The following is a 21,884-nucleotide window of genomic DNA, read 5'->3' as shown; positions in this document are numbered from 1 at the left end:
TGGGCCCCGTCGGGCCACGCGACGTCCAACGGAGATCAAGGATGACGCCTGACGATACGGGAACCGCCGCGTTAGTGAAGACGCGGATGGAATATCTGGAAGAGCTCGGCGAGCAACTGGTCCGGCGCGGATTCCGGGTGCGGCTGAACGTGCCCCGCGGCCAGGCTCCGAGCTTGCACGTGATGAACCCGGACGCGTCCGCCCTCACGGAGAACATCCTGGCGGAGCGGGGCGCGGACGGCTGGTGGTACTGGTGGTCGTGGGCGGAGCGCATCGCCGCCGCCTCCGACGCGCCTGCGGCCGCGGACCGGATCGCACGGGTTCTGGCCGTCAACTGAACGACGTGATCATGCAGGGGGGTTCCGGCGCACTCCGGAAGGTCTGCATGATCACGTCGTGGTCCGGTCCTCAAGCTGGGCCGATCGCGATCCCGCGCGCCGGGCCCACCGGTGATCGAAATGTTGGGCCGCGAAACATTCCCCCTCCCGGTCCGGGCGCCTGATCGCCCGTCCAGACCCGCGTCCCGCACCCTCGCACTCATGCACCGCCCGCATCGCCCGTCCCGTCGAGCAGAGCTCCGGGGCGGAGGGGAGCACGGGCGACCTGCCGGAACATCAACTCGCCCGTTCGATGACGGCCGCGTTACGTGATTGTTACTGCCAACAACAAATTCACCCTTGCCAGGGGTCGACTTCCGTCGCGAACGCGACATATGTTGCGGGTCACAACATTCGCACCGATGGCTTGCTGATCTTGCTCATCGGTGGCGCGCGCTGAATGACCCACCCTGTTCAGTTCCGCGGCCACGGGCGTGGCCGCACCTAGAAAGGACCCGTGCAGATGCGCAAGGGGATCCTCGGCCTCGGCGCCGTATCCGTGGCGGCCGCGCTCACTCTCGCCGCCTGCGGAGGCGACGACGGCGGGAGCAAGGGCTCGGCGTCCTCCGGCAGCGGCGCCAAGGGCAAGATCGGCGTGATCCTGCCGGACACCAAGTCCTCCGCCCGGTACGAGAGCTTCGACCGGCCGTTCCTCAAGCAGTCCTTCGACGCGGCCGGCGTCCAGTCCGACATCCAGAACGCCGAAGGCTCCACCCAGCGCTTCCAGACGATCGCCGACCAGATGCTGACCAACGGCGTCACGGTCCTGATCGTGGACGGCCTGGACTCCAACTCGGCCGCCGCCGTCCAGCGCAAGGCGCAGGCGCAGGGCGTCAAGACCATCGACTACGACCGGCTCACGCTGGGCGGCGTCTCCGACTACTACGTCTCGTTCGACAACACCAAGGTCGGCGAGGAGCTCGGCAAGGGCCTGGACAAGTGCCTGGGCGGCAAGCCGTCCAACATCGCCTACCTGAACGGCGCGCCGACCGACAACAACGCGACCCTGTTCGCCAAGGGCGCGCACTCGGTGCTCGACGCCAAGACCGCCTACAAGAAGGTCGCCGAGCAGGCCGTGCCGGACTGGGACAACCAGCAGGCCGCCACGATCTTCGAGCAGATGTGGACCGCCAAGGGCGGCAAGATCGACGGTGTGCTCGCCGCCAACGATGGCGTCGGCAACGCGGCCATCTCGATCCTGAAGAAGAACGACCAGGCCGGCAAGGTGCCGGTCACCGGTCAGGACGCGACCGTCCAGGGGCTGCAGAACATCCTCGACGGCACCCAGTGCATGACGGTCTACAAGCCGATCAAGCAGGAGACCGACGCGGCGGCCAAGCTGGCCATCGCGCTCCTGAAGGGCCAGAAGGGCGAGACCAACGGCACCGCCGACGACACGACCGGCAAGCGTCAGGTCCCGTCGGTGCTGCTCACCCCGATCGGCGTGACCAAGGAGAACATGAAGGTGGTCGTCGACGACGGCTTCGTCAAGAAGGACGAGCTGTGCAAGGGCGCCTACGCCGCCAAGTGCCAGGCCGCAGGCATCCAGTGACGACCCTCCGTTGACACCCCGTGGCGAGCCGGCGGCCCCGCCCCCACGACCCCGGCTCGCCACGGGTCCAACGGAACCCCAGGAGGGAAACGCGTGGCAGACAACGGCAACCCCGTACTCCGCCTGACCGGGCTCAACAAGAGCTTCGGTCCCGTGCACGTGCTCCACGACGTGGACTTCGCCGTGCGCACCGGTCAGGTGATGGCGCTCGTCGGCGATAACGGCGCGGGCAAGTCGACCTTGATCAAGTGCATCGCCGGGATCCATCCGATGGACTCGGGCGAGATCGAGTTCGAGGACAGGAAGGTGGAGATCGGCAGCCCGCGCGACGCGGCCGCCCTCGGCATCGAGGTCGTTTACCAGGACCTCGCGCTGGCGGACAATCTCGACATCGTGCAGAACATGTTCCTCGGGCGCGAGCGCACCAACGGCATCGTGCTCGACGAGGACTCGATGGAGGAGGCGGCGCGCGAGACCCTCGCCCGCCTCTCGGTCCGCACGGTCAAGTCCGTGCGGCAGCAGGTCGCGAGCCTGTCCGGCGGCCAGCGGCAGACCGTCGCGATCGCCAAGGCCGCGCTCTGGGACTCCAAGGTGGTGATCCTGGACGAACCGACCGCCGCACTCGGCGTCGCGCAGACCCGCCAGGTCCTGGACCTGGTCCGCCGCCTCGCCGACACCGGCCACGCGGTCGTGCTGATCTCCCACAACATGAACGACGTGTTCGAGGTGGCCGACCGGATCACCGCGCTCTACCTCGGCCGGGTCGCGGCCGACGTCAAGCGCACCGACGTCACCACCGCCCAGGTCGTCGAGCTCATCACCGCGGGACGGTCCGGGGACCTCGGACTCGCTCCGGTCACCGCCGCCGAGAACCTCTGAACGGGACCCCCTGATGTCCAAGGAAACAAAGATCGACACCTCCAAGGGCTCGAAGGAGGCCGCCGCCAAGCTGGCGGACTCCGACTTCGCGAGCGACCGCAGGACGCTCGACGTGAGGTCGGCCGCGCAGGACTGGTTCGTCCGGGTGCGCGCCGGAGAGCTCGGCGCGCTGCCCGCCATCCTCGGCATGGTCGCGCTGATCATCCTCTTCTACGCGCTACGCCCGAACACCTTCCTCAGCGCGCAGAACATCGCCAACCTGTTCACCCAGGCGCTGCCGGTGACGATCCTGGCCATGGGCCTGGTCTTCGTCCTGCTGCTCGGCGAGATCGACCTGTCGGCGGGCGTCACCGGCGGCATGTGCTCGGCCATCATGGCCAAGCTGATGGTCGACGCCGACCAGCCCTGGTACGTCGCGGTGCTCGTCGCGCTCGCGTCCGGCCTGGTCATCGGCTCGGCGATCGGCTGGCTGGTCTCGGTGATCCGCATCCCGTCGTTCGTCGTCACGCTGGCGCTGTTCCTCGGCCTGCAGGGCGTCACGCTGAAGCTGATCGGCGAGGGCGGCACGGTGCCGGTCCGCGAGAACGTCGTCGTGGCGCTGGCCAACAAGAACATGCCGATCTGGGCGGGCTGGCTGCTGGCGATCGGGTGCACCGCGGGCTACGCGGCCGTGCAGCTGCGCCGCTGGCAGCGGCAGCGCTCGCGGGGCGTGTCGGCGCGCCCGATCCAGCTCGTGGTCGCGCAGGTCGTGGTGGTCGGCGCCGCGCTGCTGTTCGGCACCTACCTGCTCGGCCTGGACCGCGCGCCCAGCCCGTTCATCGTGCTGCACGGCGTGCCGTGGGGCGTGCTGCTGGTCGCGGTGCTGTTCATCATCGCCACGTTCGCGCTCGCCCGCACCCCCTACGGCCGGCACCTGTACGCGGTCGGCGGCAACGCCGAGGCGGCGCGCCGCGCGGGCATCAACGTGAGCCGGCTGCGCATCTCGGTCTTCATGATCTGCTCGACGATGGCCGCGGTGAGCGGCATCGTGGCGGCCTCCCGGCTGAACTCGGTCGCGACCGGCGCGGGCGCGGGCAACGACCTGCTGTACGCGGTCGGCGCGGCGGTCATCGGCGGTACGAGCCTGTTCGGCGGGCGCGGCAAGGTGCGCGACGCGATCCTCGGCGGCCTGGTCGTCTCGATCATCGCCAACGGGCTCGGCCTGCTCGGCGCCAAGGCCTACCTCAACATGCTCATCACGGGCGGCGTGCTGCTGTTCGCGGCGAGCATCGACGCGCTGGCACGCCGCAGGCGTTCGGCGACCGGCGGACGCTGAGCCGTGCCTTTCAGGCGGGTGTTCCGCGGCGCCGACGGCGGCTTCTCCACCAACGGTGAAGAGGCCGCCTCGGCGCCGCTCGCGCATCGGTCGCGAGGGGACGTGACTGGTACTCTCACTGACCACGGCCGCTTCTCCGTGCTCGGGGGAGCGTCACGGTGGGAGCCGCAGGGCATGTCCATGTCCCCTCTTCTGGATCTGCGCGGAATCGACAAGAGCTTCGGTCCCGTCAAGGTCCTGCACGACGTCAGTTTCAGTGCCTACCCGGGCGAGGTGACCGCGCTGGTCGGCGACAACGGAGCCGGCAAGACGACGCTGGTCAACTGCATCGGGGGCGTCTACTCGTTCGACTCGGGCGACTACCGGTTCGAGGGGCGGCCGGTGCGGCTCGGCAGCCCGCGCGAGGCCACCGACCTGGGCATCGACATCGTCCACCAGGACCTGGCGCTCTGCGAGAACCTCAACATCGTCCAGAACATGTTCCTCGGCCGCGAGCGGCGCCGCGGGCTGGCGCTGGACGAGACCGAGATGGAGGAGCTGGCGGCCACCACGCTGTCGCGGCTGTCGGTCCGTACCGTGAAGTCGGTGCGCGAGCCGGTCGCGGCGCTGTCGGGCGGCCAGCGGCAGACCGTGGCGATCGCGCGCGCGGTGCTGTGGGACAGCCGCGTCATCGTGCTGGACGAGCCCGCCGCCGCGCTCGGCGTCGCGCAGACCCAGCAGGTGCTGGAGCTGGTCCGGCGCCTCGCCGACAAGGGCCTGGCGGTCGTGCTGATCTCGCACAACATGAACGACGTGTTCGCCGTCTCCGACCGCATCGCCGTGCTCTACCTCGGGCGGACGGCGGCCCAGGTGCGCACGGCCGACGTCACCCATGCCCAGGTGGTCGAGCTGATCACGAGCGGGCGCAGCGGGGAGCTGGGGCTGGCCGGATGATGAAGGCAGGCCCGTCGCCGGAGGAGATCCGCCGGCACAACCTCGGCACGCTGCTGCGCCTGGTGCACCTGCGCGGCCCGTCCTCGCGCGCCACCCTGGCCGAGACGATGGGGCTGAACCGCAGCACCATCCTGGCGCTCACCAACGACCTCACCGCCGCCGGGCTGGTGCGGGAGGAGCTGCCGCGCGGCCCTGGACGCCGGGCCGGGCGCCCGTCGCTGGTGGTCCGGCCCGAGTCGACCCGGGTGTACGTGCTGGCGTTCGACGTCGGCGTGGACCGGCTCGCGGTCGCGCGGGTCGGGCTTGGCGGCGAGATCCTGGACCGCCGTGAGGCGACCCGTACGCGCGCCGCGTTCGACACCAACGAGATGATCGGCGCGCTGGCGGGCGCGGCGCGTGCGCTGGAACGCAAGGCCAGCCGCGGCGCGGTCTGCGTGGGCGCGGCGATGGCGTTCCCCGGCACCGTGCGGCGCAACGACGACGTGATCCGGTTCGCGCCCAACCTGGACATCGGAGACGTCTCGCTCGGCGACGCGCTGTCGCGGCGGCTCGGGCTCGGCCTGCCGGTCGCCGTGCGCAACGACGCCAACCTCGGCGCGATCGCCGAGCACGAGCGCGGCGCGGGCGTCGGCTGCGAGGACATGATCTACCTGCACGGCGACGTGGGCTTCGGCGGCGGCATCATCGTCGGCGGGCGGCTGCTCGGCGGCCAGGAGGGCTACGGCGGCGAGATCGGCCACATGGTGGTCAACCCCGGCGGGCGCCCGTGCGCCTGCGGCGCGCTCGGCTGCCTGGAGGCCGAGGTGGGGGAGCGGACCCTGCTGTCGCTGGCCGGGCGCCGCGAGTCCGCCGACATGGTCGGCCGCGACGCCGTACGGGCCGTGGTGGACGCCGCCGACCGCGGCGACATCCAGGCGCGCGACGCGCTGCACCGGGTCGGGGACTGGCTGGGGAGGGGCGTGGCCAACCTGGTCAACCTGTTCAACCCCGGCATGGTCGTCTTCGGCGGCACCCTACGGGACATCTACCTCGGCTCCGCCGCGCAGGTGCGGAGCGCGATGGCCACCAACGCGCTGGACGCTCCCCGCGAGCGCGTGAAGCTCCGTACCGCCGCGCTCGGCGACGACGTCACCCTCGTCGGCGCCGCCGAGCACGCGTTCGCCGAGGTCCTGAACGACCCCATCGAGGTCCTCGCGCGGCTCCGCTCGCCCGAACCCGAGTCCGTCGGCTGACGCACAACAACGCCGATCTTGCTCTCAGCGCCCTTGGGCGGGGGCGGGAGGGGCGCTGAGAGCAAGATCGGCGTGTTGCGGGGTGCGGGGTTGCGGGGGTGCGGGGTCTGCTCAGCCGTCGAAACGGCCGTAGCCGCCCTTGTAGAAGAGGAGGGGCTCGCCTTCGGCGTGCTTGTCCAGGTGGTGGACGCGCCCGACGACGATGACGTGGTCGCCGGCGACGACCTCGTTCTCGACCGAGACCTCGATCCAGGCCAGCGCGCCCTCGATGACGGGGTGGCCGCTGGGGGAACCGGTCCAGGTGATGTTGGCGAACTTGTCGCCGCCCTTGATCGCGAGCTGCTTGCAGACCTCGAGCTGGGGCTCGCTGAGGATGTTGATGCACAGGCGCTCGGAGCCGCGCAGGCGCGGCCAGGTGGTGCTGGTGTGGGCCACGCAGAAGGCCACCAGCGGCGGGTCGAGCGAGACCGAGGTGAACGAGTTGGCGGCGAGCCCGGTGGGACGACCCGACTCGGTGTCGATCGCGGTGATCGCGACGACGCCGGTGGCGAACCTGCCGAGGACCGACCGGAAGCGCGCGCCGTCGATGTCGGTCACCGGAGCCCCGGTGGAGCCGTTCGGCGATGCCTGCTGCATGCGGCCATCTACTCCCTGGCTGATGGGTCGTTCGGCCGAGTCGTGGAGGATCGCCCGGGCCGCGGCTGTCGCACCGTCCGCCATCTGATCCCGTCCCTTCTTAGCCAAGCGCTTGCTTGGACGATAGGGCGGCGCGGTTCCGGGTGTCAAGCCGGATAGGGGCCGCCGTCGTTCACATGTCATCTAAAGGCACGTCCGGCCCCATCGATTCCGATCCGGGTGGAAATCGGTCGAAGGTCCGGGGGTGGTCCTAGGTCTCATGGTACGCTAACAGCCAAGCGCTTGCTTGGTTATGGGAGGTGTTCGTGGGGAGCTTCCGCGACGCGACGGCGATCGCCGGTGTCGGCTACACCCCGTTCAGCAAGAACTCGGGGGTGTCCACGCTGACCCTCGCCGCCGACGCGATCCTCGCGGCCCTGGACGACGCGGGGCTGACCGTGGACGACGTGGACGGCCTGGCCACGCACCGGGTGGGCGACTCCACGCCGCCCTGGGTGGTCGCTCCTGCGCTCGGCGTCCCGGAGGTCTCCTGGTACCTCGACCAGTTCGGCGGCGGCAGCGTCTCGCACTCGGTGCTCGCGCAGGCGGCCATGGCGGTCGCCTCCGGTGTCGCCGAGACCATCGTCTGCTACCGGGCCATCAACGCGCGCTCGGAGTTCCGGATGGGCGGGACGGGCCGCGCCCCGGCGCCGATATTCGACGTTCAATATCAGGCGCCGTACGGCTACTTCGCCCCGCCGCAGCAGTTCGCGATGTACGCGCGGGCGCACATGAACGCCTACGGCACCACCGAGGAGCAGTTCGGGCGGATCGCCGTACGGCAGCGCGCGAACGCGGTGAAGAACCCGCGCGCGCTCAAGCGCGACCCCATCACCCTGGACGACTACCTGGCCTCGCGCTGGATCGCCGAGCCGTTCCGGCTGCTGGACTGCTGCCTGGAGACCGACGGTGCGTGCGCCGTCGTCATCACCTCGCGCGAGCGCGCACGCGACCTGCGCCGCCCGCCGGTGCTGATCTCCGGCGCGGCCTGGGGCGGCGGCGACAGCTTCTTCTCCGGCGCGGGAACGACGCCCGCGGGCACCGACTTCACCGTCACCGAGGCCGCCCGGATCGCCCCCCGGCTGTACGCCATGGCCGGTGTCGGACCCGAGGACATCGACGTCGCCGAGCTCTACGACTGCTTCACCTACTCGGTGCTGGTGCAGCTCGAGGACTACGGCTTCTGCAAGAAGGGCGAGGGCGGCCCGTACGTCGAGGCGGGCGGCGGCCTGCCGGTCAACACGCACGGCGGGTTCCTCTCGGAGGGATACGTGCACGGCATCAACCACGTCGCGGAGGCGGTCTCGCAGCTGCGCGGCGACGCGGGCGACCGCCAGGTGAACGGCGCCGAGGTGGCGCTGTCGACCTCGCAGCCCGGCTATGTCCTCGCCGGAACGTCGGCGCTGATCCTGAGGAGCGACTCATGAGCCTGCAGCAGCGTCCGCGCCCCGAGGCCGACCGGGACTCCGCGCCGTGGTGGGAGGCCGTACGGCGGCACGAGCTGACCGTTCAGCGGTGTGAGGGCTGCGGGACGCTTCGCTTCCCGGCGCGGGCCGTGTGCAACAAGTGCCGGGGACGTTCGGCCGCATGGGTGCCGGCGGGCGGCACCGGGACGGTCTACAGCTGGATCGTCAACCACCAGGTCTTCATGCCGGCGCTCGCGGACGAGGTGCCGCTGACCGTGCTGCTGGTGCGCCTGGACGAGGGCGAGGACCTGCTGATGTACGGCAACCTCGTCGACGGAGAGGCGGCCGGCCTGCGGCCGGGCCTCCCCGTCGAAGCGGTCTTCGTGGACGTGGACGACAAGACGACCCTCGTCCAGTGGCGCCCGCGCCCCTAGGTGCGCCCGCCCCCTCAACACGCCGATCTTGCTCTCAGCGCCCCTCCGGCCCCCGCCAAAGGGCGCTGAGAGCAAGATCGGCGTGTTATTGGGCGGCCTGGGCGTGCAGGGCGGGCTTGTCGATCTTGCCGTTGGCGTTGACGGGCAGCGCGTCCAGGAGGATGACGCGGCGCGGCACCTTGTAGTTGGACATGTTGTCGCGCGACCACGCGATGACCGCGTCCGGGTCGAGCGCCTGACCGGGCTTGGCGACCACGTACGCCCAGCCGACCTCGCCCTGGCGCTCGTCGGGGACGCCGATGACGGAGGCCTGGGCGACGCCGGGACAGCGCAGCAGCAGGCCCTCGACCTCGGCCGGGTAGGTGTTGAAGCCGGAGACGATGAACATCTCCTTCTTGCGGTCGACGATGGAGACGTTGCCGAGCTCGTCGAGCGTGCCGATGTCGCCGGTGTGGAGCCAGCCGTCGGAGTCCACGGCCTCGGCGGTCTTGTCCTCGTCCCGCCAGTAGCCGCGCATGACGCCGTAGCCGCCGACGAAGATCTCGCCGGGGTCGCCGACCGCGACGTCCTTGCCCTCGTCGTCCACGACCCGCACGCTCACGCCGGGGACGGGACGGCCGGTGGACCCGGCGATGACCGAGACCGGGTCCTCGGGGCGGGTCATCGAGACGACCGTGCCCTCCATGAGCCCGTACGCGTTGATCATGCGCTCCAGGCCGAGCCGGTCGTTGAGGCGGTGAATGAGGTCGGCCGGCACGGCGGCGGCGCCGCAGATCAGCACCCGCAGCGAGCCGACGTCGCGGGCGTCGGGGCCGGCCAGCTCGTCCAGGATCTTGAAGAACATCGGCGGCGCGCCGGCCAGGATGCTGATCCGGTTGCGCTCGATGAGCTCCATCAGCTCGTTCGGCTGGAACAGCGCGATCGGCATCATCGTGGCCCGGCGCAGGACGCACGCCAGCAGCCCCGCGTTGATGCCGAAGCCGTGCGAGAACGGCGCGATGATCGGGTAGTGGTCGCCCTCCTTGAGGGTGACGATCTCCGCCCAGTCCCAGTAGCCGCGCAGCAGTTGGACGTGGTGGAGCATCACGCCCTTGGGCTTCCCGGTGGTCCCGGACGTCGCCATGATCTCGGCGAGGTCGTCGGGGCCGATCGCCAGGGCGCGCGCCTCGCTCTCCTCGGCGGAGACCGTCGCGGCGCCCTCGATGAACTTCTGCCACGAAGGGCTGGTGGGGGACAGGTCGATCCGGTGCTCCAGCTCGGGAAGGTCGCCGCCCGACTCCTCCAGCATGGCCAGGTAGGACGTGCCCATGAAGCCCTCGGCCACCAGCAGCACTTTGGCGCCGCCCTTGCGCAGCAGGTCGCCCGCCTCGATGCCCTTGAAGCGCGTGGACAGCGGGGTGATGACCGCCCCGGCGTCCCAGATCCCGTACGCGGCGACCACCCACTCGGGGGTGTTGGGCGCCCACACCGCCACCCGGTCGCCGGGGCCGACGCCGAGCGCCATCAAGCCCCGCGCGACGTCGGACGCCCGCTGCCTCAGCTCGGCGAGCGTGAGCCGGGTCTCGCCGGCGACGACGACCTCCACCTCGCCGTGGTGCGCCGCCTGGTCGCGGAGCATGCGGGGGATCGTGCCCCAGGCGGGCACCGGCTGAAGATCCATCTGTCCCTCTTCCCGGGTCAGGAGAGCTGGGAGCGCTCGCGGCCGAGGTGGTGGCCGCGCACGTCGGTGACCGTGCCGGGCCGGCGCTCCTCGGAGACCTCGGGCTCGATGACGACCTCGATCGACAGCGGCGTGAGGGCATAGAGCGCCTGGACGATCCGGGACTTCCACATGGGGTTCTTCACCAGGGTGTCCCGGTTGAAGGTGATGTGGAGGGCGGCGGAGTCCAGGGTGCCCTCGCGGGCGACGCGCAGGTCCCAGTGGCTGACGCCGTCGATCTTGGTGAGCGCGGCGGCCACCCGGGGGACCGACAGCCAGCGGCCCCGGATCAGCACGTGCTCGCCCGCGGTGTGGGCCGGGGCGGGCACGCCCTCCTCGCCGCCGTTCAGCCGTACGGCCTGACCGGTGCGCAGGGTGGCGTCGCCGAGCGTGGAGTGCCAGGCGGGCGTGACGACGATCTCGGCGAGGCCCTCGCTGTAGGGGGCGTCGAGCGTGGCGTCCTTGTCCAGCGGCGCGAGCGCGAGCAGGCCGTCCTGGACCGGCGTGAACACCGGGTCGGAGGGGGCGCGCTGCGCGATCGGGACGCCGAGGAACGGGTCGGCGTACAGCTCCCGTACCGACGCCTCGAACTCCGACGCCAGCTGCGCGGAGGTGTTGGCGGACGGGATCTCGCCGACCAGGAAGATGTGCTTCAGTTCCAGGTCGAGCGGGTCGAGCAGGAACTCCAGGTGCAGCCGGGCCAGGAAGTCCATCGCGCCGGTCGGCGTGGTGATGAGCGTGGTGGCCCGTACCTTCTCCAGCGCTGTGTGCAACCGCATGCGGCCGCGCGCCCCGACCGACGCCGCGGCCTGCGCGACCTGCGCGGCGGCCTCGGCGATCAGCGACCCGGACGCCTCACCGTCGTTGTTGAGCGCGACCACGACGTGGTCGTTCTCGCCCAGCCCCGCGGCGCGCAGCGTCCGCGCCGCGAGGTCCAGCGCGGCGGCGTGGTCGGCGGCGGCGAGCGGGGCGACCAGGTCGCCCTCGGCGGAGACGTTCAGCAGGCCGGCGGCCTTGCGGCCGGCCGGGAACGTCGCGCGGGTGATCCAGGACGTCACTTGACGACCTCCTGCATGAACAGCTTCATCGAGTTGGTGACGTGCTCGTGCGCGAGGCCGCCGACCTGGGCCTGGAGGATGATGTCGGTGGCGCCCGCCGCCTCGATCCGCTCCAGCGCCTTGCGCGAGCCCTCCACATCGTCGATGACGACCATGAGCTGCTCGCGCAGGATGGACATGGCCTCCTCGGGCGGCATGCCGACGGCCTGCTGGCCGAGCACGCGGTGGGTGGCGTGCCGGGCGTCGGTGTAGTCGGGCGGCGCGACCAGGTTGATCTGGCGGCGCAGGTACCAGAGCACGGGGTCGGCGGCGGTGTCGACCGCCTCCTGCTGCGTCGGCGCGACGTACCACGGGATCATCAGGGCGATCCGGCGGCTCTCGGGGTCGAACCCGTTGTCGGCCAGGCACTGCTTGTACTTGGCGATGTCCTCGGCGACGTCGTCCAGGCCCTTGAGCATGGTCATGCCGAGCAGGTTGTAGCCCTGCTTGGCCGCCGCGAGGTAGCCGTCCAGCGAGGTCGAGGCGACCCACACCGGCGGGTGCGGCTCCTGTACCGGGCGCGGGTAGACCGCGACGTCGGGGATCTCGAAGTACTCCCCGGAGCGGGTGACCGGCTCGCCGTCGGCGTTCCAGATCGCCAGCACCGCCTCCAGGGACTCCTCCCAGAGCTTGCGCGACTGCTCGAACGGGCGCTGGAAGGCCTGGTACTCCAGGGGTGAGGCGCCGCGTCCGGTGCCGAACTCGACCCGGCCGCCGCTGATCACGTCCAGCGTGGCGACGCGTTCGGCGGTACGGATCGGGGACTGGAACGGCAGCAGCACGACGCCGAGACCCAGATGGATCCGCTCGGTCCGCTGGGAGATCCCGGCGAGGACCAGGTCCGGTGCGGAGGAGTGCGAGAAGCCCCGGGTGAAGTGGTGTTCCACGAACCAGGCGGTGTCGAAGCCGAGCTCGTCGGCGAGGACCACCTGGTCCATGACGTTCTCGAACGCCCGCCTTTCGACCTCGCGGGACCGCCCGCGCACCTCAAGTTCGTAGCCAAGGCTGACCCGTAGGGACGTCATCGAGCCTCCGATGATGGTGTTGCTCTGCTGCTCACGATGATGAAGAAAAACCAAGCGCTCGCTTGGGAGATTAGCAGCAAACACCGCAGGGGGTCTACCTGAGGGGTGTCGGGCCCGCCCGCGTCAGGGGCGCTGCGGCTCGCCCGCGGGCAGCACGCCGGACTGCATCGCGTAGGGCGTCGCGCAGGCGAGGGAGCCGAGACCGGCCAGGGTCGCCTGACCGGCCGAGGACAGCCGCCGCCTGGTCCGCTCGGACAGGCGCGGGCCCTCCTGGAGGGCGGCCCAGGCGATCCAGCCGACCGCCACGACGGCCCAGTAGGAGACGAGCCGGTAGAGGCCGACCGCGGCGCCCGCCGGGGCCAGCGTCGCGCCGAACGCGACCAGCGACGCCGCCATGCTGCTCTCGATCGCGCCGATGCCGCCGGGCAGCAGCGGCAGCACGCTGCCCGCGGCCTGGGCGGCGAAGTAGGCCAGCGTGACCGCGTGCGGCTCGACGTGGATGCCGACGGCGCGAGCCGCGGCGAAGAGCGCGAGGATGTCGAAGACCCAGTTCAGCACCGACAGCAGCACGAGCGCGCCCCAGTCGCGGGCGCGCGGGCGCAGCACGTCGCGTGCCTCCAGCACCCACGCCGCGTACGGGGCGATCTTCTTGTGCGCCATGATCGCGCGGACCGGGCGGCGGAACGGAGCGGCCAGCCGGGCACGCGCCGCGGGGTGCCAGAGCACCGGGGCCAGAACGGCCAGCACCGCCGCCGGCACCGCCAGCGTCATCAGGGCCGGGCCGCGCGAGCTCGGCTCGGCCAGCAGCGCGAGCAGGCCGATCACGGTGTAGGCGGTCGTGGTGATGACGCCCCCGGCGAGGATCACCGCCGTGGCGAGCCTGGCCGAGGCGCCGCCGCGCCGGAACTGCCGGAACGTGTAGACCACGCTGACCGCGGGACCGGCGGGGAGCGTGGTGGACAGGGCGTTGCCCGCGTAGGTGATCGCGAAGATGCGGCGCAGCGACATCCGCAGGCCGCCGATGCGCAGCAGCCGCCGCTGCAGCCGGGCGAACGCGCCCATCGAGGCCGCCTCGGCGAAGACGACCAGCACCAGCCAGCCGGGCTCGGCGTGCGTCGCGGCCGACCAGATGGCGCCGAAGTCGGGGAGCTGGTCGCGGAAGGCCACGAGCGAGGCCACCGCGATGACGATCATCGCGACCTGCAGGACCGTTCCGCGCCTGCGCGCCCACCAGGATCCGGCCGGAGCGTCGTCACCACCGGCCTGGAGGGCCTCGGGAATCTCATGATCAAGAGTGTGTGTCGGCGCCGCGACTGTCTGGCTCATGTCCCGGTCACCTCGCAAGCTCGCTCCCTTGCGCAACCTCAGGTCAAACCAAAGCATTCCCCGACTTCGGCAACAGAACCGAAAAGTGATTCCCATCACTCACACTTCGTGGATATGAGAGTGCAAAGTCCACTTCGGTACGGTTTGCGGAGATCCTTTCCACCCCACACCCCGCGGTTAGGAAGCCCATGCTTCCCCCAACCAGGACCGTGCTGTTCGGGATGGCCCTCGGCGCCGCAGGCGTCATGACGGCGGTGAGCGCGGCTCCCAGCGCCACCGCGGCTCCCAGGGAGACCACGACCGCGGCTCCCGGCGCGACGGCGGCTCCGACCGCGACCGCTGCGGCCGCGAGCCCCGGTGACACCTCCCCGCTCTCAGGGGTCTCGTTCAAGCTCAAGCCCTCCCCGGTGAGCCCGGCCGCGCTCGCCGAACTCGACCAGATGGCCGCGAACCCGGCGCGCGGGATGAAGCGCCAGGACGGCCTGGCTCCGGCGGCGGCCGACGCCAAGCGGAAGTTCACGTGGAAGAAGTCCTGTCCGAGCGGCGCCCAGAGCGCGATCAAGGCCCTGGACGCGAAGGTGACGCTGGCGGGCTGGTGCTTCGCCACGTCCGAGGACGCGGGGACCGGCTCCGACCAGAACAAGAAACAGTGGATCCCGCAGGGCATCGCGTACAGCAAGACCTCCCAGCTGAACGGGATCGCGCTGAGCTGGTACCACCGCGTGAACAAGGGCGGCAAATGGGTCACCGACCAGGGCCGCATCACGGTCGGCCCGAGCCCCAAGGCCTACAAGGCGGGCGCCTATGACCCGGTGACCTTGGCGGTTCCCACGGCTACGGCGTCCGGCAAGCTGGTGGCCAAGGAGGTCGTTCCGCCTCAGCCGCCCGGCGGTGACGCCTCGGCGCAGGGGACGGCCGAGTCGACCCAGCACAACGGCGGTGTCGCACTCGTTGGGAACTACCTCTATGTGGCCGGGACCAGCGAGGTCCGCGTTTTCGACGTTCGCCGGACCTACCAGGTGCCGACCGGCAAGGACATCCTCGGCGTGGGCTCGGACGGCAAGTTCTACGCCCACAACGCCAAGTACGTGCTCTTTCAGACCAACAAGTTCACGCCGGAGAACGCGGGCTCATGCCCGGCGGAGAGCAAGCCCCCTTCGGCGACCAGCAAGGACCTGTGCTTCAGCACGGTCTTCTATGACCAGACCACCTCGCCCGGGAGCCTGCTCGTCTCCGAGTACAAGGCCAAGGGCGGCGTGACGTCCTCCCGGCCGCTGCGGGTGGCGCGCTGGTCGCTGAACGCCGACGGGTCGCTCAAGACCGACGCCTCGGGCAAGGCCGTCTCGCAGGTCGTCTACAAGACCAACCTGCTGCACGTGCAGGGCGTCGCCGGCTACCACAGCGGTACGGGCGACACGATCTACTACAACACCTCGAGCTCCGCGCCCGCGATCTTCAGCGACCGCGACTCCGACGGCAAGGCCCCGTTCAAGCTCGTCGGGACCATCGGCGCCGAGTCGTTCGCCTACGAGCCGGTCTCGAGCGGCGGCGGCCGCCTCTGGAGCGTCACCGAGCAGCCCGGCAAGCGGATGCTCTACTACACATACCGCAAGGACATGCAGCGCTCCGGCATGCCGTAACCCCTGGTCAGCCCTCGTCTTCCTCGTGGAGGGCGGCCTCCTCGGCGGGTTCGCTCTCCGTGGGGAAGCCGGGGTTGCCCTGCCAGGTGACCTCGCGCTCGTACTCGTAGGTGCCGATCGAGCCTTCGTCCTCGTCGTCCAGGTTGGCGGGCGGCGAGTAGACGTTCTGCTCGGCGAGCGCGATGTCGTCGGCCTGCTCGTCGTCGCCCATGTCGTCGATGTTGTCCTCGGGCTCGCGTTCGCTCATGGCCCCCTCCAAGGTTGATCGTTCCCTTGGAGGGGCCTTCCCGGCGAGCGGCGGCTTACGCCTGATCCCGTACGGCGACCAGGCCGCCGACCACGCCCACGTACGCGGTTCCGTCGGGGCCCAGGGTGATCGGGGCCCAGTTGTTGTCGAACCACTTGCCGGTACCGGTCAGGACCTTGAAGACCGTACGACCCGTGTGCGCGTCGACCGCGGTGAGGTACCAGGCGTCGATCAGGTCCTTGCGGGGCTCCTTGACGTACAGGTAGACGAGGCCCGCGGTCACCGAGGCCTTGGCGACGGTCGAGGGGGAGTGCTCGCCGCTCTCCCAGACCGTTCGGCAGCCCTTGCCGCCCGGGTTCACGTCCACCCGGCTGACACCGCCCGCGTTCGAGCCGCCGGGCGGCAGCTCGAAGAAGTTGCGGTAGCCGTAGTTGTTCTCGGCGAACAGGCTGTTCCCGTACCCGATCAGTGAGTTGTCGGTGGCGCTCGCGCCGCTGCGGAACACCGGGATCTGGCAGACCAGCTCGCCGTCGCCGCGGCGCCGCACGATCACGTGCATCCGGTCGTCGGCGTTGTCGGTGATCGCCACGTACTTGTCACCGAAGAACGTGGGCGTGGTGCCCGAGCCCTGGTCGATCTGGCCCGGCTTGCGGCCGCTGCCCCGGTCATAGGTCTTGCGCCACGTGACCTGCGGCGTTCCGTCCTGGCCCGCCACCAGCCGGTAGAGCGCGTGGTCGGAGACGACCGACACCCCGTCCTCGGCCGCGGCGAACGAGTTCTGGATCCCCTCGCCCTTGAACTGGATCTTCTTGACGGCCCCGGATTTCGGGTTGAGCGTGCCGACCCGCCCGTTCCGCGTGATCCACCAGATCAGCCCGCCCCAGTCGGGCCCGACCGCCGTGATCGGGTCGCACTCGCCCTTCGGCCAGGGGTTGGTCCAGGTGGCGCAGTCGTGCGGCAGCTGCCCGTTCAGGTCCCAGTCATCGGTGACCTTGAACCGCCACTGCCCGTCCGCTCCCTTCTCATGGGCGAACCGGCGTACGTGGAACGCCGAGTCCGCCACGACCGCGCGATCCTGCGGGTCCAGGTAGTAATAGGCGCCGCCCGATGTGTCGGTGAGCACCTTGTCGAGGCTCCCCGAGAACACGGCCTGCACAGTGCTCGGCCGCGGCGGCAGCTCGTACGTCGCGAGATCCTGCAGCGTCCTGGGGTCGATCAGCCGCAGCGTGAAGGTCTGCCCCTTGGTGCACTGCGCGACGATCAGCCCGGTCCTCTTGGCGAACGTGACCGTCGAGCACAGCCCCGGCAGGCCCCCGCCCTTGGCCTCCGAGACGACCTTCGGCTTCCTGCCCAGTGGCCCGTTGAACGGATAAGTGTCGGACGCGTACGAATCCGCGTGCATCGACGACAGCCCGACGGCCCCCATGTGCGGATTGGCGGGCACCGGCTTCCCGGCCAGCGCGCGCGGCGTGGCGGGACCTCCGATGTAGGTGGGGAGCAGGCCCTTCCCTGGCCCGTCCGGCACGGGAGCGGCGCCGGCGGGGGAGGCCTTCGCGATCACGACGACGGCCAGCGCGAGGGCAGCGGTCTTACGCATCCAAATCCCATCAAACGAGTCGGAAATGGTGAGATCCTAACGACCCGTCGCGCCCGGGCCGCACATGGGGATCATCGTTCCGTCCGGGGGGATGGTTACGATTTCGGGCATGGCGGTAGACGCAGTGATCTTCGACTGGGGCGGCACGCTCACCCCGTGGCACGACATCAGGCTCGACGAGATGTGGCGCCGGATCTGCTCGGCGCACCTGGACCCCGGCGAGGCACAGGCCGCCGCCGAGGCGCTGCTCGCCGCCGAGGACGAGCTGTGGCGCCGCGGCCGCGACGAGCACCGCAGCGCCACCCTCGCCGAGGTCTACGCGACGGCCGGGATCGAGGCGACCGAGGCGATCCTGGCCACGCAGTACGAGACCTGGACTCCGCACACGTTCATCGACCCGGACGCCATCCCGCTGATCACCGGGCTCCGGGAGCGGGGGATCAAGGTCGGGGTGCTGTCCAACACCATGTGGACGCGCGACTGGCACGAGCGGATCTTCGATCGTGACGGGGTTCTCGGGCTGCTCGACGGGGCCGTCTACTCCAGTGAGATCCCGTGGACCAAGCCGCACGCGAACGCCTTCAAGGCGGCGATGGAGGCGGTGGGTGCCGAGGATCCGGGGTCCTGTGTCTTCGTCGGGGACCGGCCGTACGACGACATCCACGGCGCCAAGTCCACCGGAATGCGGGGCGTCCTCATCCCCAACAGCACCGTCCCCGCCTGGGACGACGTGACGCCGGACGCGACCATCGGCGGTCTGGCCGAGCTGTTGCCGCACGTCGATCGCTGGTCGGTCTAAGACATCCTGGTCGGTCTCAGGCATCAGGGCCGGGACCCGGTGATGGGTCCCGGCCCTGAGATGGGGCGCTTTCTTGCGGTCCGCTGTTACCTGTTGGCCCGGGCCTCGACGGCGTCCAGGCGGGTCGCGGCGGCGCCCAGCAGGTCGCGTACGCGGTCCTGCAGGCTGGCCAGGTCGGCGCGGGCGGTCGCGGCGTCGTCCCTGGCGCGGCGTTCCGCGCGGCGTGCCTCGTCGCGCTCGGCGGTGAGCCGGACGAGCTGCGCCTGGTAAGCGGCGCGCAGCTCGGACAGGTCGGTGGACTCGTCGTGCGTGACGGTCATGCGGTCTGGTTCCTCCCCCTTGGTTCCAGTGCCCTACAAAACGGACTAACGAGGACTCGGGGGACAGAGTTCCCAGTTAGCGGGGCGGTGCCGGGACCTTGCCGATGCCGAGGGTGTTGGTGGCGGGCAGCAGACCGGACTCCAGGTTGGCGATGAAGACCGGGAGCGTGAGCTCGGCGAGACGGTCGGCCTTCTCCTTGCCGAGGGCCTCCCAGGGGGCGATCGCGAGGTCGTCGGTGATGCGTTCGACGGTGTCGCGCAGCTCCCGGCCCTTGGTGGTGGCGTGGCCGTCGGCGTCGACCAGGCCGCGGGAGGCGAGGCGGTCCTGCGCGGCCTGCCACTCGTCGGTGGTCCAGCCACGGCTGGCGAACGTCTCCACCGGCGCGGCGTCGATGGCGGCGAACGACACCAGGGCCTCGGCCGGGTCCAGGCCGGAGGTGAGCAGCGCCGCCACATGGCCGTCGCCGCGGTGCTCCCGGAGGATGCCGATGGCCTGCCAGAGGACCAGGTGCGGCTCGTCGGGCCAGGGGAGGTCGGCGTTGGCGGCGGCGATCGGGCGGCCGGCCGTGTTGGCCAGCTCGGCGGCCTCGCGAGCCAGGTCGGCGGCCTCGGCCAGGTCGTTGATCTTGTCCCCGAGGACGGTGCGGTACATGCCGTCCACACCGCGCAGGCGGCCCTCGAGGACCTGCGCGGGGGTGGCGAGGTCCCAGGCGGCGGGGATGTGCTCGGCGACCATGCGCGGGCTGAAGCTGTAGAACGCGGCGGAGACCTGCTCGGGCCCGGCCGCTCCGAGAGGCGCCGAACGCCAGGCGAAGTAGCTCGGCCAGCGGGTGTCGGTCTTGAAACCGAGCGCGGAGGCCTCGGCGAAGACCTCGGGGGCGTACCAGAAGAGGGCGTGCACCGGCTCGATCTGCTGCCACATGTGCCGGGCGAAGCCTGGGTCGGGGGTCATCAGGTGCTCCTTAGTGGGTTCCTGGGGCCAAGCCAAGCCCAAAGGATCACTTAGCACAAGCGAATGGTTCTACTTGCAGGCCTTTAGTGTCGCTTAATCGCCCGGGGTCGGCTTCGGAGCGAGGGCCGCCGGGGGCAGGCCAGGGAACGCGGAGGCCGGAGCCGTGGCCAGCCCTGCTCCCGCGCGCCACCGGACGGCGCGGCCCATGGCCTCCTGGGCGGAGTACGCGCCCATCTCGCGCAGCCTCGGGTCGGTCGCGGCGGCCAGGCCGACGTAGGAGGACACCAGGTCGTCCTCCAGCTTGGCGGCGAGCTCGGCCGCCGAACGGGACGAGGTGACCTTCACCGGCAGCTTGTAGGCAGCCGCGGCGGCGACCGGGTGCTGACGAGCCTCGGTGAGGAACGTGGTGAGCGAGTCGCGCCTGGCGCGGTGGCCGTCCCAGTAGACCGTCGCGAGCTCCTGGGCGCTGCCGGTGAGGCGGGCGCCCAGCACCCCGTAGCCGTAGATGGCGGCATGCTCGGTGGCCAGCGCTGACTGGAGCGAGTTCAACGTCGCGGTGGACAGGGGAGAGGGCTTGGCGGGCTGGAGGGTCTGCTTGGGAACGCCGGAAGTGCCCGCGAAAGCAGCTTCTGAGGCTCCGATGGAGGCGAGTAGCTGGGCCAGGCCGGGGCCCGCCTTGCCCGCGTCGGTCGTGCACTGGACGGCGGCCTTTCCCTCTGCCGAACGCAGCGACGCCAGGGCACGGGACGGCTGGCGCGACACCAGGTGAGTCTGCGGCGAGGGAAGGCTGGGCCCGGCGCTTGCGCCCTTACCGGAGCCGGGCACGTAATAGCGGCGCAGCAAGGCCAGCTGCTCACGATGATGGGCCAGCGCCGGATTGACGTACTTGGCCAGGGAGGCGTGCGTGCCCAGGGCCGCCTCGTACTGCGCGATGAGGTCCTGCTGGGCCGCCATGGCACCGTTCAGGATCGCCACCTCGGGGCCCGGAGCGGCCAGGGCCTCGTCATGGTGGGCACAGCCGGTCAGCAAGGGAAGGGTCAGCGCCGCTGCCCCGCCCAGCACCGCGCGCCGCGACACGGCACGCCTGCCATGTGGCAAGGGGTCTCTCCTCACCGATGATGTGGTGGTGTCGGCCCGCGGCGAGTCGTCCGCCCGGCAGGCCGCCTCCAGCATTCCACATCCATGGCCTTTATCAGTGTTACCCGAGGGGGGACGACCCCCCCGCGCCTCCCGGCCGACTTCGTCGGGATCAAGGGTGCCGCGCGACGATCAGATCGCGCACGATCGACTGGTCCACGCGGTGCCGGAAGCCGCGATACGCCTCGGAATCGCACACTTCGTAGCCGCTCGTCTCCAGGATCGAGGCCAGCTCCTCGCGCTTGCCGACGTGGGTGTTCCAGGAGATGCCGATGGCTCCGCCGGGCCGCAGCAGCCTCGTCCACACCGGAACGGCCGCCTCCAGCAGCTGAACGGGGCTGCGCGAGAGCGTCTCGCCGCCCTTGCGAGCGCCCGGCCGACCGCCCTGGGGGCGGCTGCCGTGCTGCACGCCGTACGGCGCGTCGGTGACGATCAGGTCGAACGAGCGGGGCTTGAAGAACGTGTCGCTCTTGAGAGTGTCCCCGTTGACAACGTCGATCTCGACGGCCTCGCCCGCCTTGTAGGCCTCCTTGGACGCGCCCGCCGACACCTTCAGGCGCTTGCCGAGCAGGGCCCGGTCCCGCCTGATCGGGGTGACGTCCGCCTGGTGCTTGAGGCGGTTGTTCTTGAGCCAGGTGCGGATGAACGTGGCGTAGGCGTCGAAGTCCTTGGCGTCCAGGTCGATCCCGGCCGAGTCCAGCCCGTACATCATCGCCTGGTTGAGCGTCGTGCCGCGGCCGCACAGCGGGTCGAAGACCCGGGGCCGCCCGGTCACCAGCGCGGCGGGGTCGCCCGCGGCCATGGCCGTGACGTTCAGCAGCAGCTTGGTGAAGAGCTCATTGGTCTTGCCGGAGTATTTCTGAATGGTCAGCAGATCGCTGCCGAAGGCGTCCAGCGGGGCGGTGGGAACCGGCCGCAGCAGCTCTCCGTTCAGTTCGTAGAGCGCGTACAGCGACGACAGGTTGGAGATCAACGCGATGTCCTGAGGTGACAGATCGTCGGCCTCGAACGTCACATAGGGGACGCCCGCGATCCCTTTTTCCTCGATCTTGCGAATGCGCCCGCCGAGCGCCGTCTCGCCGAACACCGCCAGCTCCGCCCGCACGAGGTCGGGGGCGGCCGAGGAATACACCCGGTTGTGCGATGGCAGGACAAGGAATCCGTACGTTGCCATTGTCGGGAGATTAGCAGTGGCCGAGACCCTGGTAGGACGGCGTACGGGCGGCCCGTACGGCGGCCGCC

The 21,884-nt window shown here is 70.6% G+C and carries 21 protein-coding genes; 10 read left to right on the top strand and 11 right to left on the bottom strand.

Annotated features, from left to right (window positions below):
* Positions 1–41 precede the first annotated feature (41 nt).
* The 6 genes from J4573_RS06445 to J4573_RS06420 all read left to right on the top strand — a co-directional run bounded on the left by J4573_RS06445 (position 42) and on the right by J4573_RS06420 (position 6,288).
* On the top strand, positions 42–338 hold the full coding sequence (locus J4573_RS06445; RefSeq protein WP_243772501.1) for a hypothetical protein: 297 nt from the start codon (positions 42–44) through the stop codon (positions 336–338).
* A gap of 502 nt (positions 339–840) precedes the next feature.
* Positions 841–1,929, top strand: coding sequence for a sugar ABC transporter substrate-binding protein (locus J4573_RS06440; protein WP_208254302.1), 1,089 nt, complete (start codon positions 841–843; stop codon positions 1,927–1,929).
* Between the two features lie 93 nt (positions 1,930–2,022).
* Positions 2,023–2,808, top strand: a complete 786-nt coding sequence (locus tag J4573_RS06435; protein WP_208254301.1) for an ATP-binding cassette domain-containing protein — start codon at positions 2,023–2,025, stop codon at positions 2,806–2,808.
* A gap of 13 nt (positions 2,809–2,821) precedes the next feature.
* Positions 2,822–4,123 carry a sugar ABC transporter permease gene (locus J4573_RS06430; protein WP_208254300.1) on the top strand — a complete coding sequence of 434 codons (1,302 nt, stop codon included), beginning with the start codon at positions 2,822–2,824 and terminating at the stop codon, positions 4,121–4,123.
* A gap of 174 nt (positions 4,124–4,297) precedes the next feature.
* A complete protein-coding gene (locus tag J4573_RS06425; protein ID WP_208254299.1) occupies positions 4,298–5,056 on the top strand; it encodes an ATP-binding cassette domain-containing protein in 759 nt (252 codons plus the stop codon).
* Complete coding sequence (locus J4573_RS06420) at positions 5,056–6,288, top strand: ROK family protein (RefSeq protein WP_208254461.1); 1,233 nt, start codon at positions 5,056–5,058, stop codon at positions 6,286–6,288. The genes J4573_RS06425 and J4573_RS06420 overlap by 1 nt, the downstream gene beginning before the upstream one ends.
* 111 nt (positions 6,289–6,399) lie before the next feature.
* Here the strand turns inward: J4573_RS06420 and J4573_RS06415 are convergent, their stop codons facing one another.
* The gene (locus tag J4573_RS06415) at positions 6,400–6,924 is read right to left on the bottom strand and encodes a flavin reductase family protein (RefSeq protein ID WP_208254298.1); all 525 of its coding nucleotides are present in this window, start codon (positions 6,922–6,924) and stop codon (positions 6,400–6,402) included.
* 305 nt (positions 6,925–7,229) lie between these two features.
* Between J4573_RS06415 and J4573_RS06410 the strand changes: the two genes are divergently transcribed.
* Entirely contained in the window at positions 7,230–8,390 is a 1,161-nt protein-coding gene (locus tag J4573_RS06410; RefSeq protein ID WP_208254297.1) for a thiolase C-terminal domain-containing protein, read from the top strand.
* Positions 8,387–8,803: a Zn-ribbon domain-containing OB-fold protein gene (locus J4573_RS06405; protein WP_208254296.1), complete on the top strand. Its 417-nt coding sequence runs from the start codon at positions 8,387–8,389 to the stop codon at positions 8,801–8,803. The genes J4573_RS06410 and J4573_RS06405 overlap by 4 nt, the downstream gene beginning before the upstream one ends.
* 85 nt (positions 8,804–8,888) lie before the next feature.
* Here J4573_RS06405 and J4573_RS06400 read toward each other — a convergent pair whose 3' ends face one another.
* The 4 genes from J4573_RS06400 to J4573_RS06385 all read right to left on the bottom strand — a co-directional run bounded on the left by J4573_RS06400 (position 8,889) and on the right by J4573_RS06385 (position 13,950).
* Positions 8,889–10,463, bottom strand: a complete 1,575-nt coding sequence (locus J4573_RS06400) for an AMP-binding protein (RefSeq protein WP_208254295.1) — start codon at positions 10,461–10,463, stop codon at positions 8,889–8,891.
* 17 nt (positions 10,464–10,480) lie between these two features.
* The gene (locus J4573_RS06395; RefSeq protein WP_208254294.1) at positions 10,481–11,560 is read right to left on the bottom strand and encodes a hypothetical protein; all 1,080 of its coding nucleotides are present in this window, start codon (positions 11,558–11,560) and stop codon (positions 10,481–10,483) included.
* Positions 11,557–12,624, bottom strand: a complete 1,068-nt coding sequence (locus tag J4573_RS06390; RefSeq protein WP_208254293.1) for an LLM class flavin-dependent oxidoreductase — start codon at positions 12,622–12,624, stop codon at positions 11,557–11,559. Before J4573_RS06390 ends, J4573_RS06395 begins: the two co-directional genes overlap by 4 nt.
* 123 nt (positions 12,625–12,747) lie before the next feature.
* Complete coding sequence (locus J4573_RS06385; protein WP_208254292.1) at positions 12,748–13,950, bottom strand: lysylphosphatidylglycerol synthase transmembrane domain-containing protein; 1,203 nt, start codon at positions 13,948–13,950, stop codon at positions 12,748–12,750.
* 188 nt (positions 13,951–14,138) lie between these two features.
* On the opposite strand from J4573_RS06385, the gene J4573_RS06380 reads away from it, so the two are divergent.
* Positions 14,139–15,590 carry a hypothetical protein gene (locus J4573_RS06380; RefSeq protein WP_208254291.1) on the top strand — a complete coding sequence of 484 codons (1,452 nt, stop codon included), beginning with the start codon at positions 14,139–14,141 and terminating at the stop codon, positions 15,588–15,590.
* 7 nt (positions 15,591–15,597) lie between these two features.
* Here the strand turns inward: J4573_RS06380 and J4573_RS06375 are convergent, their stop codons facing one another.
* Together J4573_RS06375 and J4573_RS06370 are read right to left on the bottom strand one after the other, a co-directional pair.
* Entirely contained in the window at positions 15,598–15,837 is a 240-nt protein-coding gene (locus tag J4573_RS06375; RefSeq protein ID WP_208254290.1) for a hypothetical protein, read from the bottom strand.
* 55 nt (positions 15,838–15,892) lie between these two features.
* Entirely contained in the window at positions 15,893–17,434 is a 1,542-nt protein-coding gene (locus J4573_RS06370) for a hypothetical protein (protein WP_208254289.1), read from the bottom strand.
* A gap of 109 nt (positions 17,435–17,543) precedes the next feature.
* Between J4573_RS06370 and J4573_RS06365 the strand changes: the two genes are divergently transcribed.
* Positions 17,544–18,233 (top strand): HAD family hydrolase, encoded by a 690-nt coding sequence (locus tag J4573_RS06365; RefSeq protein ID WP_208254288.1) that lies wholly within the window; start codon positions 17,544–17,546, stop codon positions 18,231–18,233.
* Between the two features lie 86 nt (positions 18,234–18,319).
* Here J4573_RS06365 and J4573_RS06360 read toward each other — a convergent pair whose 3' ends face one another.
* From J4573_RS06360 to J4573_RS06345, 4 genes are all read right to left on the bottom strand, one after another.
* Positions 18,320–18,553, bottom strand: coding sequence for a hypothetical protein (locus tag J4573_RS06360; RefSeq protein WP_208254287.1), 234 nt, complete (start codon positions 18,551–18,553; stop codon positions 18,320–18,322).
* A 76-nt stretch (positions 18,554–18,629) separates the two neighbouring features.
* Positions 18,630–19,505 carry an SCO6745 family protein gene (locus J4573_RS06355; RefSeq protein WP_208254286.1) on the bottom strand — a complete coding sequence of 292 codons (876 nt, stop codon included), beginning with the start codon at positions 19,503–19,505 and terminating at the stop codon, positions 18,630–18,632.
* A 93-nt stretch (positions 19,506–19,598) separates the two neighbouring features.
* Entirely contained in the window at positions 19,599–20,603 is a 1,005-nt protein-coding gene (locus J4573_RS53700) for a ferritin-like domain-containing protein (protein WP_243772500.1), read from the bottom strand.
* A 151-nt stretch (positions 20,604–20,754) separates the two neighbouring features.
* Complete coding sequence (locus J4573_RS06345) at positions 20,755–21,816, bottom strand: TRM11 family SAM-dependent methyltransferase (RefSeq protein WP_208254285.1); 1,062 nt, start codon at positions 21,814–21,816, stop codon at positions 20,755–20,757.
* Between the last annotated feature and the right edge of the window lie 68 nt (positions 21,817–21,884).

This window comes from Actinomadura barringtoniae, from assembly GCF_017573505.1.
Classification (GTDB): domain Bacteria; phylum Actinomycetota; class Actinomycetes; order Streptosporangiales; family Streptosporangiaceae; genus Spirillospora; species Spirillospora barringtoniae.
The sequence above is the reverse complement of the archived record's forward strand: the minus strand, read 5'-3'. Positions and strand labels throughout refer to the sequence as shown.

Excerpts from the sequence above, each read along its gene's own strand:
- J4573_RS06445 (WP_243772501.1), top strand. The coding sequence starts at position 42 with ATGACGCCTGACGATACGGGAACCGCCGCGTTAGTGAAGACGCGGATG.
- J4573_RS06440 (WP_208254302.1), top strand. The coding sequence starts at position 841 with ATGCGCAAGGGGATCCTCGGCCTCGGCGCCGTATCCGTGGCGGCCGCG.
- J4573_RS06430 (WP_208254300.1), top strand. The coding sequence starts at position 2,822 with ATGTCCAAGGAAACAAAGATCGACACCTCCAAGGGCTCGAAGGAGGCC.
- J4573_RS06425 (WP_208254299.1), top strand. The coding sequence starts at position 4,298 with ATGTCCATGTCCCCTCTTCTGGATCTGCGCGGAATCGACAAGAGCTTC.
- J4573_RS06420 (WP_208254461.1), top strand. The coding sequence starts at position 5,056 with ATGAAGGCAGGCCCGTCGCCGGAGGAGATCCGCCGGCACAACCTCGGC.
- J4573_RS06415 (WP_208254298.1), bottom strand. The coding sequence starts at position 6,924 with ATGCAGCAGGCATCGCCGAACGGCTCCACCGGGGCTCCGGTGACCGAC.
- J4573_RS06405 (WP_208254296.1), top strand. The coding sequence starts at position 8,387 with ATGAGCCTGCAGCAGCGTCCGCGCCCCGAGGCCGACCGGGACTCCGCG.
- J4573_RS06400 (WP_208254295.1), bottom strand. The coding sequence starts at position 10,463 with ATGGATCTTCAGCCGGTGCCCGCCTGGGGCACGATCCCCCGCATGCTC.
- J4573_RS06390 (WP_208254293.1), bottom strand. The coding sequence starts at position 12,624 with ATGACGTCCCTACGGGTCAGCCTTGGCTACGAACTTGAGGTGCGCGGG.
- J4573_RS06385 (WP_208254292.1), bottom strand. The coding sequence starts at position 13,950 with ATGAGCCAGACAGTCGCGGCGCCGACACACACTCTTGATCATGAGATT.
- J4573_RS06380 (WP_208254291.1), top strand. The coding sequence starts at position 14,139 with ATGCTTCCCCCAACCAGGACCGTGCTGTTCGGGATGGCCCTCGGCGCC.
- J4573_RS06375 (WP_208254290.1), bottom strand. The coding sequence starts at position 15,837 with ATGAGCGAACGCGAGCCCGAGGACAACATCGACGACATGGGCGACGAC.
- J4573_RS06370 (WP_208254289.1), bottom strand. The coding sequence starts at position 17,434 with ATGCGTAAGACCGCTGCCCTCGCGCTGGCCGTCGTCGTGATCGCGAAG.
- J4573_RS06365 (WP_208254288.1), top strand. The coding sequence starts at position 17,544 with ATGGCGGTAGACGCAGTGATCTTCGACTGGGGCGGCACGCTCACCCCG.
- J4573_RS06360 (WP_208254287.1), bottom strand. The coding sequence starts at position 18,553 with ATGACCGTCACGCACGACGAGTCCACCGACCTGTCCGAGCTGCGCGCC.
- J4573_RS06355 (WP_208254286.1), bottom strand. The coding sequence starts at position 19,505 with ATGACCCCCGACCCAGGCTTCGCCCGGCACATGTGGCAGCAGATCGAG.
- J4573_RS06345 (WP_208254285.1), bottom strand. The coding sequence starts at position 21,816 with ATGGCAACGTACGGATTCCTTGTCCTGCCATCGCACAACCGGGTGTAT.